Origin of the sequence: Marinobacter sp. 2_MG-2023, assembly GCF_030546935.1 — a bacterium.
In the GTDB taxonomy this organism is placed as follows: Bacteria; Pseudomonadota; Gammaproteobacteria; order Pseudomonadales; family Oleiphilaceae; genus Marinobacter.
In genome coordinates, this window is record NZ_JAUOPH010000001.1 from 132,991 (window position 1) to 145,667 (window position 12,677).

At 52.5% G+C, this 12,677-nt stretch carries 10 protein-coding genes; 2 read left to right on the plus strand and 8 right to left on the minus strand.

Annotation, left to right across the window (positions count from 1 at the left end; genetic code table 11):
* Positions 1 to 68 precede the first annotated feature (68 nt).
* Complete coding sequence (pyk, locus tag Q4501_RS00655) at positions 69 to 1,517, plus strand: pyruvate kinase (RefSeq protein WP_303593309.1); 1,449 nt, start codon at positions 69 to 71, stop codon at positions 1,515 to 1,517.
* Here pyk and Q4501_RS00660 read toward each other — a convergent pair.
* From Q4501_RS00660 to zwf, 3 genes are read right to left on the minus strand one after another with little or no spacing between them, the layout of a single operon-like run.
* Positions 1,510 to 2,160, minus strand: coding sequence for a bifunctional 4-hydroxy-2-oxoglutarate aldolase/2-dehydro-3-deoxy-phosphogluconate aldolase (locus Q4501_RS00660; protein WP_303593310.1), 651 nt, complete (start codon positions 2,158 to 2,160; stop codon positions 1,510 to 1,512). The two genes, pyk and Q4501_RS00660, sit on opposite strands and share 8 nt — an antisense overlap.
* 29 nt (positions 2,161 to 2,189) lie before the next feature.
* Positions 2,190 to 2,903: a 6-phosphogluconolactonase gene (pgl, locus tag Q4501_RS00665; protein WP_303593311.1), complete on the minus strand. Its 714-nt coding sequence runs from the start codon at positions 2,901 to 2,903 to the stop codon at positions 2,190 to 2,192.
* Positions 2,896 to 4,383 carry a glucose-6-phosphate dehydrogenase gene (zwf, locus tag Q4501_RS00670; RefSeq protein WP_303593313.1) on the minus strand — a complete coding sequence of 496 codons (1,488 nt, stop codon included), beginning with the start codon at positions 4,381 to 4,383 and terminating at the stop codon, positions 2,896 to 2,898. Before zwf ends, pgl begins: the two co-directional genes overlap by 8 nt.
* Positions 4,384 to 4,597: 214 nt before the next feature.
* Here zwf and hexR point away from each other — a divergent pair, with 214 nt between their 5' ends.
* Positions 4,598 to 5,476 carry a transcriptional regulator HexR gene (gene hexR, locus Q4501_RS00675; protein ID WP_303593315.1) on the plus strand — a complete coding sequence of 293 codons (879 nt, stop codon included), beginning with the start codon at positions 4,598 to 4,600 and terminating at the stop codon, positions 5,474 to 5,476.
* 74 nt (positions 5,477 to 5,550) lie between these two features.
* Here the strand turns inward: hexR and Q4501_RS00680 are convergent, their stop codons facing one another.
* The 5 genes from Q4501_RS00680 to clpP all read right to left on the minus strand — a co-directional run bounded on the left by Q4501_RS00680 (position 5,551) and on the right by clpP (position 12,615).
* Positions 5,551 to 7,404: a SurA N-terminal domain-containing protein gene (locus Q4501_RS00680; RefSeq protein ID WP_303593316.1), complete on the minus strand. Its 1,854-nt coding sequence runs from the start codon at positions 7,402 to 7,404 to the stop codon at positions 5,551 to 5,553.
* A 114-nt stretch (positions 7,405 to 7,518) separates the two neighbouring features.
* Positions 7,519 to 7,791, minus strand: coding sequence for an HU family DNA-binding protein (locus Q4501_RS00685; RefSeq protein ID WP_044386154.1), 273 nt, complete (start codon positions 7,789 to 7,791; stop codon positions 7,519 to 7,521).
* Positions 7,792 to 8,029: 238 nt separating this feature from the next.
* Positions 8,030 to 10,447, minus strand: a complete 2,418-nt coding sequence (gene lon / locus Q4501_RS00690) for an endopeptidase La (RefSeq protein WP_303593321.1) — start codon at positions 10,445 to 10,447, stop codon at positions 8,030 to 8,032.
* Positions 10,448 to 10,617: 170 nt separating this feature from the next.
* Positions 10,618 to 11,901: an ATP-dependent Clp protease ATP-binding subunit ClpX gene (clpX, locus tag Q4501_RS00695; RefSeq protein ID WP_303593322.1), complete on the minus strand. Its 1,284-nt coding sequence runs from the start codon at positions 11,899 to 11,901 to the stop codon at positions 10,618 to 10,620.
* Between the two features lie 78 nt (positions 11,902 to 11,979).
* On the minus strand, positions 11,980 to 12,615 hold the full coding sequence (gene clpP, locus Q4501_RS00700; RefSeq protein WP_303593324.1) for an ATP-dependent Clp endopeptidase proteolytic subunit ClpP: 636 nt from the start codon (positions 12,613 to 12,615) through the stop codon (positions 11,980 to 11,982).
* Positions 12,616 to 12,677 lie beyond the last annotated feature (62 nt).

Below are 12,677 nucleotides of genomic sequence, written 5' to 3' on the forward strand. Positions count from 1 at the left end.
TAACGTCACAATTAATTCATAATTTGTTGATACATTTACTACCTATCAAACCCTTGAAGGATAACAGCATGCTCAGGCGTACCAAGATTGTCGCTACCCTAGGCCCCGCTACAGACTCTTCGGAATCTCTGGCTGACATTATAGCCGCTGGCATTGATGTAGCCCGTCTCAACTTCTCTCATGGAAGCGCCGACGAGCACATCAAGCGTGCACAACGGGTTCGCCAGGCAGCAGCAGCTCAAGGTCGTTTTGTAGCCCTGCTTGCAGACCTTCAGGGGCCTAAACTCCGTATTGCCCGCTTCACTGACAATAAAGTTATCCTTAAAGCAGGGCAAACTTTTGTCCTGGATGCCGCCATGGACAAGGAAGCCGGCACAGACGAACGTGTAGGCATTGATTATGAGCAGCTCATTGAAGATGTTTCGCCCGGAGACATTCTGGTTCTGGATGATGGTCGTATCGAAATGGAAGTGCAGTCGGTCGATGATCACAGCATCACATCTTCAGTTCTGATTGGCGGCCCACTCTCCAATAACAAGGGCCTGAACAAGCGTGGCGGCGGGCTTTCCGCCGATGCCCTGACGGACAAAGATAAGCAAGATATCGTGACGGCTGCGCGGCTTGGAGCCGACTATGTTGCGGTATCCTTTGTCCGAACAGCCGAAGATATGCACACAGCCCGCCGGCTTCTTGAAGAAGCCGGGTCAGATGCCGGCCTGGTTGCCAAAATCGAACGCGCGGAACTTGCACACGACGTGGCAGCACTGGACGCAGTTATCGAAGCTTCCGACGTTGTGATGGTGGCCCGCGGCGATCTCGCCGTTGAGATCGGTGACGCTGAGCTCGTGGGTGTACAGAAGCACATCATTGCCAGGGCCCGGGTCCTGGATCGCGCTGTGATTACAGCAACACAAATGATGGAGTCTATGATCACCAGCCCCATGCCGACCCGCGCTGAAGTATCTGATGTGGCGAACGCGGTTATGGACTACACAGATGCGGTTATGCTGTCAGCAGAAACGGCAGTAGGCGATTACCCGGTAGAAGCTGTAGAAGCAATGGTGCGTATTTGTATCGGCGCGGAAAAACACCCGACGATGCACCAGTCCAATCACCGGATTCACGAAAGCATGGAGCTTGTTGATGAAGCCATTGCCCTGTCCGCCATGTATGCAGCAAACCACCTGAACGGAGTTCGGGCGATCATTTGCATGACGGAAACAGGCGCGACGCCCCGGCTGATGTCCCGCATCAAATCCAGCCTGCCAATCTTCGCGTATTCCCGACACCATTCCACGCAACACAGGGTTGTGATGTACCGTGGTGTTCAGACGATTCCGTTTGATTCGGCAAAAATTCCGAATGAGCGAACCAATGCGCTGGCCATATCAGAGCTGGTTAATCGGAACGTGGTAAGCAAGGGCGACCTGGTAGTTATCACCAAAGGTGACTACGTGAACGCCCAGGGCGGAACCAACACTATGAAAATTGTTCGGGTTGGTTCCGAGATCAGCTGATCTCGGAAAGGCTATCACGGGCGATATCGACAATCGCAGCCCAATCTTTATTCGCAATAGCATCCGCGGGCGTAAGCCAACTGCCACCAACAGTCTGCACATTGCGCAAGGACAGGTAGTCCTTAGCAGTGTTGCGGCGGATCCCACCCGTCGGGCAAAAAGTCACATCCGGGAATGGGCCCCCAAAGGCTTTCAGTGCGGAGGTGCCTCCCGCCACTTCTGCAGGAAAAAATTTAAACTCACGGTAGCCTAAACCGTAACCGAGCATCAGCTCGGAAGCTGTTGAAATACCGGGCAAAAGAGGCACCTCGGCGGTTAAAGCAAATTTCAAAAGCTCATCCGTTACTCCGGGAGTCACTATGAACTGGGCACCGGCCGCTACTGCCTCGCGATACTGGGAGACACACGTCACCGTTCCAGCACCCACCCAGGCCTCGGGTATGGCTTCGCGTACACGCTCAATCGCCTTGAGCCCGTGCTCTGTCCGCAAGGTTATCTCCATCACACCAATCCCGCCATCAAACAGAGCCTGACACAATGGTACCGCCTCAGCCAGGTGCTCTATAGTGATAACAGGCATCAAAGGTGAAGCCTCCAAGACAGATCTGATCCGACCCCGCTGAAAATCCGATATCTGGCTCATGCTTCTCTCCATACGTGATTTTAAAGGTCTTAAGGGCTCCAGAAGACCTGTAAGCCCGGATTCAGGAAGCCGCGCACCGGCATTGCGAGAAGATCCTCCGGCAGAGCAAAAGCCCGCTTCAGCGTTTCTAGCTTATCATTGCCTTTAAGGTGTAACGCCGTAAAACGGGCCTCACACATCAAAGCATAGGTCAGTGTGATGCGTGATTGCCCCTGTGATGGCGGTGTCATCGCCGCAACCAATTCCCGGCTTTCTAGATCCATGGCACGAACAAGTTCAGGGGCATCCGGAAACAGGGACGCCGTATGACCATCATTCCCCATACCCAAAATCAACACATCCAACGGACGTGTCAGAGTCGCCAGGCCGGCACTGACTGCCTCAACACCTGCGTGAGGAGTATTCCCGCTCTGCTTCAAAGGAAAATACTTCGCAACGGCTGCGTTATTCCGGAGCAAGTTTTCTTTTACCAGCCTGGTATTACTGACCGCATCGGTTTCATCCACCCAGCGCTCATCTGCCAAAACAACGTCCACCCTGCCCCAATCCAGGCTTTTGAGGGACAATGCATGAAAAAATGGCAGAGGGGTGGACCCACCTGAAACCGCAAGACTTGCCCGCTCAGCTACCAAAAGCCGGGCGTTGAGAAACTCTGCGACTGCATCGGCAAGCTCCAGCGCTACATGTTGCGCCGATTCGCCAATATGAGCCTCGATACCGGCCGGCCAAACTATGTCAGGCATCTTCATACCAACTCCTTCCATCACGAGTGATCATCGCAATAGAAGCAACCGGTCCCCAGGTTCCCGCGGCATATCGCTTGGGCGGATCACCTCCGTCACTCCAGTTCTGGATAATCTGGTCCACCCAGCGCCAGGCATACTCAACTTCATCACGCCGCACAAACAGGTACTGATTCCCTTTCATAATTTCCCACAACAGACGTTCGTATGCATCGGGAATCCGGTCGGCCTCAAAGGTCTCCGAAAACGCCAGCTCCAGTGGCCCCTGACGCAGCCGCATGCCCTTGTGCAAACCCTGATCTTTGGTGAGTATTTTGAGTGACATTCCTTCATCCGGCTGCAAACGGATGATCAGTTTGTTATTCGCCAGGTGCTTCTGGTCGGGATCAAAAATGTAATGGGGGGCCGGCTTGAAGTGAATAATAATCTGGGACAGCTTTTCCGGCAGGCGTTTACCCGTGCGTATGTAGAATGGAACTCCCGACCAACGCCAGTTATCGATTTCCACTTTCAGAGCCACAAACGTCTCGGTTGCACTTCTCTTGTTGGCCCCCTCTTCTTCGAGGTATCCGGGGACCGGCTTCCCAATACTGGTGCCCGCTGTGTACTGGCCCCGCACAACGTAACTTTCCATCATGTCCGGTGTAATTGTGCGAAGAGCTTTAAGTACCTTCACCTTTTCATCACGGATGCTGTCGGCGGACAGATCGGAGGGTGGGTCCATGGCAATCAGACACAACAACTGAAGCATGTGATTCTGAATCATGTCCCGGATCTGGCCCGCTTTATCAAAATAGCCCCAGCGACCTTCAATACCCACGCTCTCGGCAACCGTTATTTCCACATGAGAAATATGATTCTGGTCCCATTGAGATGCAAAAAGGTTATTGGCAAAGCGCAGAGCAATCAGGTTCTGAACGGTCTCTTTGCCCAGATAATGGTCGATCCGAAAGAGCTGGCTTTCTTTATAGACTTCTGCGAGTTCATCGTTTATGACCTTGGAGGACTCAAGGTCATGACCTATGGGCTTCTCAACAACAACACGTGTCTTTTCTGTGCAACAACTGGCTGAATGGAGGTTTCGGGCAATGACACCGTACATCGCTGGCGGGGTGGCCATATAAACAATCAGCTCGTTACTTCTCTCATGGCTTCCACCCTCGCGCCAACTGTTGAGAACCCCAAACGCATCTTCATCCTGGAAGTCCAGAACCTGATATTCCACCCTCTGCAAAAAGGCTTCGGCTACTGAAAGGTCAAATTCCTCTGCCTTCACATTCCGCTTCAGCTTTTGAAGCAACTGGCCACGAACTTCTGTGGTGTCGAGGTCCTGACGAGCGAGTGCCAATATTCTACTGTCGCTAGCCAGAAGACCAGCTCGCTCCAACTGGTAGAACGCAGGAAACAGCTTGCGCTGGGCAAGATCGCCCAGAGCCCCGAACAACATAATGTCGCAGCGGTTAATCATCCTGTTGACCATCGGGCACGCCTCTCTGGTGAATCAAGCCATAGAAAACCAAGCTGTATTCACGCATAAATGTAGTAATTTTATCCAAATAATGACATTGCCCATGGATTAAGCCAAGGGCAATATCGGGTTATTGATACGTTTACTACCCAAAACATGTTGAAATCCCGGTATAATCGGCTCGAGTTGAACAACCATCCCACCAAAGATTGAGGGAGTAGCTTTGATGGCTGTAAACCAGTCGCATCGTGACGAGAACCTACTGGAAGATATCCAGTCACGGCTAGACACGCTTAACAAGTCGGAACGCAAGGTAGCAGAGGCTATTCTGCGGGATCCCAGCGCAGCCACCCGGTACAGCATTGCGGCTCTGGCCAGAGCGTCAAACGTCAGCGAACCAACCGTAAACCGGTTTTGCCGTGGATTTTCGGCCACAGGTTTTCCGGATTTCAAGATCCGGCTCGCGCAGAGCATCGCTACGGGCATACCCTATATCGGGCAGAACATAGAGCCGGAAGATACGGTTGCAGAGTTTGCCGACAAGATCATGATGAGCACCATCGCCAACCTGGACAAGGCCCGTCAGGCGCTGAACCCCCGCGCACTGGCAACCGCCATTGACTATCTGATCCAGGCAAAACAAATCAACTTTTTTGGCATGGGGGGCTCAGCGTCCGTTGCGCTTGACGCACAACACAAGTTTTTCCGCTTTAACCTTCCAGTCATGTCCTATGATGACGCCCTCATGCAGCGCATGGTTGCTGCAGGTGCCAGTGTTGGAGACGTCATAGTGATGATTTCCTATACGGGACGCACCCGGGAAACCGTCGATATCGCCCGGATTGCCCGGGACAATGGCGCAACCGTTATCGGCATCACAACTCCGGACTCTCCGTTGGCAGACGTTTGCACCGTTGCTTTGGAGGTTACCGCACCAGAAGACATAGAGGTTTATATGCCAATGTCTTCCAGAATTATCCACCTTACTGTTATAGATATTCTGGCCACCGGCGTAACACTCAAGCGCGGTACCGACTTTCTGGGGCATCTCAAGAAAATCAAAGACAGCCTGATGCCTACACGCTACCCATCAAGCCTTGACTGACGAGAAGTTCAGCAGGCAACAAAAAACCCGGACAACCTGCGTTGTCCGGGTTTTTTGTTAATGCAGTATCCTGGTTATGGCCGGGATACTTCAGCGTTGCTCCTTAGGAACTGCTGATACGCTGCGTATTCACGCTGTCCTTCAAGGGAAGCCATGAACCTGCGCAACTGTCCCAGGTCGGCATCGCTGCCCTCTGCATCACCCTCGTTCACTGCGTCCAGGGCAATAACGGCAACACCGCTGCGTGTCATTGCAATGCCATAGCTCGAACCGCTGTCACCCGGACGGGAGAGCGAGAATACGGTCTGTACGACCTGCGGTTCCACACCTCCAGCATCCCTGGCCTGGTTTTCAAACTGCTCCCAATCACCCGCGTTCAGCGAATCAAGAGACTCACCCTTCTCCAGGCTGGCAAGGATGTTCTGGGCACGCTCATTCAGCGCTTCCCGGATCTTACGGTCTTCCAGGTTGCTACGAATGCTGTCCTGCACATCCGCAAGGGGCAGTTGCTGGGCTTCGCGATATTCACGGGCCCGCGCAACGACGGAAACATTATCGCCCACGTCAATCAGCTCGGTGTTATACCCACTCTCCATAACATCTTCCGAGAAAAGCTGACGAACAAGCCCAGCGTGGTCGAACGGTGCCTGGCCACCCTCTCTGGTAACGGCCTCAGCCACACGAATTTCCAGCCCAAGCTCTTCGGCTGGCCCAATCAGGTCATCTGCAGCATAAGCGGAGTCAGCAAGCTCTGAACGCACCTCTGCATACCTTTCCTGAGCACGTTCGCGGGCGAGCTCGGTCCGAAGCTGCTGCTCAAGCTCTTCCATGGGAGGAACTTCTGATCGGCGAACGTCGTCAAGGCGAATCAGGTGTACGCCAAAACTTGTCTGCACAGGCCCGGAAACTTCACCTTCCTCCAATGCGAACAAAGCCTCTTCAAAAGCTTCGTCGTAGACACCTCGCCCGGCAAAGCCAAGGTCACCGCCCTCTTTTGCAGACACAGTATCAATCGAAAGTTCCTGGGCCAGATCTTCAAAGCTCTCGCCGGCTTCCAGGCGCTCTTGAATAGCCACCATGGTCTGCTCGGAATCCGCGCCATCCTCGATCAGGATATGAGATGCACGACGCTCTTCACGAGCCAGATCGCCAGCACGCTGTGCGTAGTAGGCCTCAAGCTCTTCCTGGCTAATTTCAATTTTTTCAGCCAGGGCTCCCAGGGATAAGGTTATGTAAGCTGCGTCTATCTGCTCTGGCTGACTAAACGCATTTTTGTTTTCCTGGTAGAAAGCCTCAATCTCTGCGTCAGTCACCTCAACTCCTTCAGAAACCGCGCTGGCAGGAATCTGAACAACACGGAAGTTACGGGTCTGGTTCTGGATTCGCAGAAGTTGTGAGGCATTTGCATCGGCAACAAGGCCGCTTTGCATAATGCCACCACGAATTTGATTGACTACATACTGTTTGCGCATGGCTTCACGGAATTCGCCTACACCCATACCCAGGTTGCGCACGGAAGCCACAAAGCGATCACGATTAAACTGTCCATCAACCTGAAACTGCGGCATCTGAGTAATCAGAGCATCGATATCCGCATCAGTGAGTGCAAGCCCCTGGGCGCTGGCATCCTGAATAAGCACCTGCTCCTGGACAAGGGAGTCAAGCACATCCTTGCGAATCTGATCCTCATTCAGCATGGCGGGATCGGGACGCTCCATAGCGGAAAGACGACGCTGGCTCTCCATCTGAACCACGCGCAGGAACTCCCGCTCGGTAATATCCTCACCATTGACTGTTGCCACCTCCGGTTCGCCGGAGAAGCCCCCAACAATGGCGTCCATTCCCCAGATGGAGAGGGACACGACCAACAGACCAATTATGATCTTGGCAATCGTTCCTTGGGAATTTTCCCGTATATCTTGAAGCATGTTTCTCCCGAGCCTCTATTGGTGCTCTCAACGTAAAAAGGCGCACCCTGTTGGAATGCGCCTTGAATTCTTCTTGGCGACTCCGTTTAACGGGAGCCGCCGGAGAAAGAACCGTTACTTAACGGCGTCTTTCAGAGCTTTACCTGCTTTGAACCCGGGCACTTTTGACGCAGCGATCTTGATCTCGGCGCCAGTTTGCGGGTTACGACCAGTGCGCGCAGCACGATCTTTCACGGAGAAAGTACCAAAACCGATCAGAGTAACCTGATCGCCTTTTTTGAGGGCACCGGTGATAGAGTTGGTCATTGCGTCCAGAGCACGGCCAGCGGCTGCTTTGGAAATATCTGCTGATTCTGCAATTGCATCGATAAGTTCGGACTTGTTCACACTAAACCCCTTCGCTTTCAGGTTGAAGATGTTCTAGGTTGGATTGTTTTTTCTCGGACGTTCTCGACTATCGCATAAGCGGTCGGAGAATTCCATTCTTCGGTTTTCTTATTCCTTTCGGCGTTCAACCGGTGTTCGGAATAGGCACATACTGCGCGGGAGCCCTTGGTATTGGCTGCTTCACGGCGAAACAGTTATACCAATGGGCTCTCTGGCATGTCAACAACTCATCCAGGGTTTAATGTGTATTTATGCGTTCTGCACTGTCACTTTCATCGTCATGCGGCTTACCTGAGCTCGCCTTTGACCCTTTACCTGCCTTGTGTGGCTCAGGTGCATAAGCCAGAGCAATATCAAGAACTTCATCAATCCATTTGACTGGAATTATCTCCAGCGACTCTTTAATGTTGTCGGGTATCTCCTTGAGATCCCTAACATTTTCATCAGGTATAACAATGGTTTTTATACCGCCCCGATGCGCCGCGAGAAGCTTTTCCTTCAGCCCGCCGATGGGCAGAACCCGACCCCTGAGCGTGATTTCACCGGTCATCGCAACGTCTGCACGAACTGGAATTTTGGTCAGTGCAGAAACCAGTGCTGTACACATGCCAATACCGGCACTTGGACCGTCTTTGGGAGTTGCGCCTTCCGGTACGTGCACATGCAAGTCGTGTTTTTCATGGAAGTCATCGGCAATACCAAGCCCCGGAGCGCGACTTCTGACGACCGTAAGGGCCGTTTGAATCGACTCCTGCATCACATCACCAAGGGAGCCGGTTTTAACAACCCTGCCCTTACCTGGAGTGAGAGCGCATTCAATTGTAAGAAGCTCACCACCTACCTGGGTCCACGCCAGGCCAGTTACCTGGCCGACCTGATTGGTCTCTTCCGCCAGCCCGTAGTTGAACTTGCGAACACCCGAGTAATGCTCCAGCAACTCTGGCTTAATAACCATGGTCGCTTTCTCATTGGCGACCACGTGCTCTCGCACTACCTTCCTGCAGATTTTCGCGATTTCCCGCTCCAGGCCTCGAACACCGGCCTCCCGGGTGTAATAGCGCACGATATCCCGTAGGGTTTCCTCGGGTAGTGTGAGCTCATCCTTGCGCAGTCCGTTTGCCTTGATTTGCTTGGGCAACAGGTACCGCAACGCGATGTTCACTTTCTCGTCTTCGGTGTAACCCGGAATCCGGATAACCTCCATGCGATCCAGCAGGGCTGACGGAATGTCCATGGAGTTGGACGTGCATACAAACATGACATCGGAAAGATCGTAGTCCACTTCCAGATAATGGTCGTTGAACGTATGATTCTGCTCAGGGTCCAGAACTTCCAGCAAAGCAGACGCGGGATCACCACGATGATCCATGCCCATCTTGTCGATTTCATCAAACAGAAACAGCGGGTTTTTTACGCCCACTTTGGATAGCTTCTGCAACAACTTGCCAGGCAGCGCGCCAATGTAGGTTTTGCGGTGGCCACGAATTTCGGCTTCATCACGCACACCACCAAGAGCCATCCGGGTGTACTTGCGGTTGGTGGCCCGGGCAATAGACTGACCAAGGGATGTTTTACCAACACCAGGAGGCCCCACAAGGCAAAGCACAGGACCTTTAACTTTTTTCACACGGCTCTGCACAGCAAGATATTCGAGAATGCGCTTCTTGACCTCATCAAGGCCGTAGTGGTCCTGGTCTAGAATCTCACGCGCTTTTTCAATGTCGTGGCGCACCCGACTGCGTTTTTTCCAGGGAACGGCCAGCATCCAGTCTATATAACCACGTACAACCGTGGCCTCCGCAGACATGGGTGACATCATCTTCAGCTTGTTCAGCTCAGCTTCTGTCTTTTTACGAGCTTCTTCGGGCAGGCCGGCTTCTTCAAGCTTCTGTTCCAGCTCTTCAAAATCGTTATTACCCTCGCCAAGGTTACCCATTTCTTTCTGGATAGCCTTCATCTGCTCATTGAGATAGTACTCGCGCTGACTGCGCTCCATCTGCTTTTTAACGCGGCCACGGATGCGTTTTTCAACCTCGATCAGGTCAATTTCTCCATCCAGCTTGCCGAGCAAAAGCTCTACACGATTATTAACGTTAAGGGCTTCCAGCAGTTCCTGCTTTTCCGGAATACGCATCTCAAGGTGTGCAGCCATGGTGTCCGCCAGGCGTTCCAACTCTTCGATGCCGGTCAGGGCATTAGAGACTTCCGAAGGCACCTTGCGGGACAGCTTCACATACTTTTCAAACTCATCCATCAGCGTTTTCAGGAGCACTTCTTCCTCGCGCTCGGGCAGACCTTCTTCGTCCATCAGCGTTGCGCCGCCAGACAAATAGTCAGCTTCTGTAATATTACTGATTGCAGCCCGGGCATTACCCTCAACCAACACTTTAACTGTGCCGTCAGGAAGCCTCAGCAACTGCAGTACGGTAGCAAGCGTGCCCATTTCAAACACATCATCGGGGCCGGGCTCATCAGTTGCGGCATCCCGCTGGGCAACCAGAAGGATTTCCTTGCTTCCTTCCATCGCGGCTTCCAGAGCCTGAATGGATTTCTCGCGGCCCACAAACAGGGGGACCACCATGTGCGGGAACACCACGACGTCGCGGAGAGGCAGCAGCGGGTATTCTTGCACGATATTTTCGGGTGTCCGGGTCATAAGGAATCCTCTGACGGTGTTTCATTCAGCATATCACCCTTCATTGGGGCAGCTGTTTAAATTGCAATATCTTTACCAAACAACACAGCACTGGCGTTTGCTGATACAAACCAACAAAAAAGGGGCGTTTCCGCCCCTTTTTTGTTTATCACTCAACAGTGCATGCCGCCTTAGTCATCCGGCACAGCTTTGGCGTGATCCGTGTTCGCGTATATCTTGAAGGGCTCTGAATCTCCCCGGATAACGCTCTCATCAATCACAACCTTGGATATATCGTGTTCCGACGGTATCTGGTACATAGTGTCGAGCAACGTAGCTTCCATAATCGAGCGCAAGCCACGGGCACCGGTTCTACGCTCCAAAGCCTTGTTGGCAACAGCGCGCAACGCCTCGTCGCGGAAATCCAGCTCAACTCCCTCCATATCGAACAACTTCTGATACTGCTTGGTCAGAGAGTTTTTCGGCTCAGTGAGAATCTGGACAAGCGCATCTTCATCAAGCTCGTTGAGGGTGGCAACCACTGGCAGACGACCAACGAATTCCGGGATCAAGCCATACTTGACCAGATCTTCCGTTTCGACATTCTTCACGACATCTCCAATATTTTTGGAGTCATCGCGGGCAGCCACTGCAGCTGAGAAGCCAATACTGCTTTTTTCAGTGCGGTCGCGGATTACCTTATCCAGGCCGGCAAATGCCCCACCGCAAATAAACAGCATGTTACCTGTATCAACCTGCAAAAACTCCTGTTGCGGGTGTTTGCGACCGCCCTGAGGAGGTACTGAGGCAACGGTGCCTTCGATTAATTTCAGTAACGCCTGCTGCACACCCTCACCCGAAACATCACGAGTTATGGAGGGGTTGTCAGACTTGCGTGAAATCTTGTCGATTTCATCAATGTAAACAATGCCTCGCTGGGCTTTCTCTACATCATAGTCGCACTTTTGGAGCAGTTTCTGGATGATGTTCTCAACATCTTCACCAACATAACCAGCTTCTGTAAGCGTTGTGGCGTCAGCAATAGTAAAGGGAACATTAAGCATCCGCGCCAGAGTTTCTGCCAGCAGCGTCTTACCACTACCGGTCGGGCCAATCAGCAGAATGTTGCTCTTACCAAGCTCAACATCGCCCTTGCCCTCACCGTACCTAAGGCGTTTGTAATGGTTGTAAACCGCTACCGAGAGTACAACTTTGGCGCGATCCTGACCGATGACATACTCATCAAGCGTATTGCGGATTTCAGCCGGCGTCGGAAGACGATCGCTCGGCTCCTCCTGTGCGTTTTCCTGAATCTCTTCACGGATAATATCGTTGCACAGGTCTACGCACTCGTCGCAGATGAACACCGAGGGCCCTGCAATGAGCTTGCGGACTTCATGCTGGCTCTTTCCGCAAAACGAGCAGTAGAGCAACTTGCCGTTATCGTCGCTTCTGCCGTTTCTTTCATCTGCCATTGAAATACCTCTGATCTCGTTTTGCTGGCGCTTAAGATATCCAAGCGCCAGCCAGGGGTGATGCAATTACTTCCAGTATTATTTATTCGGCACGCGCTTATCAAGTATCGAGTCAATTAGCCCGTACTCTTTCGCCTGTGCAGGATCCATAAAATTATCACGATCCGTATCCCTGGAGATGGTTTCCAGATCCTGACCGGTGTGATGGGCCAGAATGGAATTCAGGGTATGGCGAATTTTGAGTATCTCGCGGGTATGGATCTCAATATCCGTCGCCTGGCCCTGATAACCTCCCAAAGGCTGATGAATCATTACCCGGGAATTAGGCAAGCACGCACGTTTACCCTCAGCACCACCAGCCAGAAGAAAGGCGCCCATACTGGCAGCCTGACCTACACACAGTGTGGATACGTCAGGCTTGATGAACTGCATAGTATCGTAGATAGACATACCCGCAGTCACAGAACCGCCAGGACTGTTGATGTACAGATGGATGTCTTTGTCCGGGTTTTCCGATTCCAGGAACAGAAGCTGCGCCACGATCAGGTTGGCCATGTGATCTTCCACCTGTCCAACCATGAAAATCACCCGCTCCTTAAGCAGCCGGGAATAAATATCGAACGAACGCTCCCCGCGGGCAGTCTGCTCGATAACCATTGGCACCAGGGCAGACCTGGCATCCATTGCGGGACCATCAAATGGATTCTGCGTCATGATACGCCTGAACTCCTTATGGACAAATGGGACGTAGCGTTTAACCACGGCATCTTCAATAT

Coding starts and splice junctions, on each gene's coding strand:
- Q4501_RS00660 (WP_303593310.1), bottom strand. CDS start 2,160: ATGAGCCAGATATCGGATTTTCAGCGGGGTCGGATCAGATCTGTCTTG.
- hexR (WP_303593315.1), top strand. CDS start 4,598: ATGGCTGTAAACCAGTCGCATCGTGACGAGAACCTACTGGAAGATATC.
- clpX (WP_303593322.1), bottom strand. CDS start 11,901: ATGGCAGATGAAAGAAACGGCAGAAGCGACGATAACGGCAAGTTGCTC.
- zwf (WP_303593313.1), bottom strand. CDS start 4,383: ATGGTCAACAGGATGATTAACCGCTGCGACATTATGTTGTTCGGGGCT.
- lon (WP_303593321.1), bottom strand. CDS start 10,447: ATGACCCGGACACCCGAAAATATCGTGCAAGAATACCCGCTGCTGCCT.
- pgl (WP_303593311.1), bottom strand. CDS start 2,903: ATGCCTGACATAGTTTGGCCGGCCGGTATCGAGGCTCATATTGGCGAA.
- clpP (WP_303593324.1), bottom strand. CDS start 12,615: ATGACGCAGAATCCATTTGATGGTCCCGCAATGGATGCCAGGTCTGCC.
- Q4501_RS00680 (WP_303593316.1), bottom strand. CDS start 7,404: ATGCTTCAAGATATACGGGAAAATTCCCAAGGAACGATTGCCAAGATC.
- pyk (WP_303593309.1), top strand. CDS start 69: ATGCTCAGGCGTACCAAGATTGTCGCTACCCTAGGCCCCGCTACAGAC.